Source organism: Serratia sp. 506_PEND (genome assembly GCF_001076875.1).
In the GTDB taxonomy this organism is placed as follows: Bacteria; Pseudomonadota; Gammaproteobacteria; order Enterobacterales; family Enterobacteriaceae; genus Serratia; species Serratia marcescens.
Map to the genome: position 1 here is coordinate 1 of NZ_JVEL01000187.1, position 693 is coordinate 693.

General features: G+C 38.5%; 1 pseudogene. It reads right to left on the bottom strand.

Features of this window, described 5'->3' with window-relative positions:
- Positions 1 to 25 precede the first annotated feature (25 nt).
- Positions 26 to 693 (bottom strand): annotated as a pseudogene (locus tag ADK28_RS32070) (hypothetical protein); the annotation flags it as partial.

Below are 693 nucleotides of genomic sequence, written 5' to 3' on the forward strand. Positions count from 1 at the left end.
TGAGGAAAAGGTCAAAAATAAAAAACTAAAAAAGAGTAATCCTGGCTGTAGAGTCTTTCTTTTCGAGCTTTTTATAAATATTCCATTCAACATCTTTATTAACCTCTGACTTATTATTTACATCGTTTTTATTTGGGCGTTCCAAACCATTATTACCCCATCCTCCTTCAGAGGTTTTCGATAAAGACCATGTATAACTCACATATACTTTAGCAATTACATCACTATGATAAAGTACAGCATCAACCTTACTTGGATTATTGTGATTAGCTTCCAGTCCAACAAATCCTTCTGCCGATGCCTCACCGCCAATCTTCAGAGCGCCATTAGCTACATAAAACCGAACTCCAGCCCTGAAGTTTACATTCAGTGTTAAATCAAACTTAATGGCAGTATCTTCATTGTACTCTACTTGCCATTTATCTTTCACATCCGAGATACATTTCAACGCTAAATCAAACTCACCTTCAACCACTAGCTCGAATGTAGAACCGACATAGGCTGAATTTTTCCCTTCCTTATAATCCTCTTCACCCGCATCCAGACCTTCTCTTGCTGCTGCAAGAACGATATCAAAATGATACCATGCTGCAAATGCCTGCAATAAATCCAGTGTTAGTCTCACCCCAATAAGAGGGGCAAGCTCAATTGATAAATTCCGCTGCAGATATAGCTGTGTTGAGTTGCTGTCTT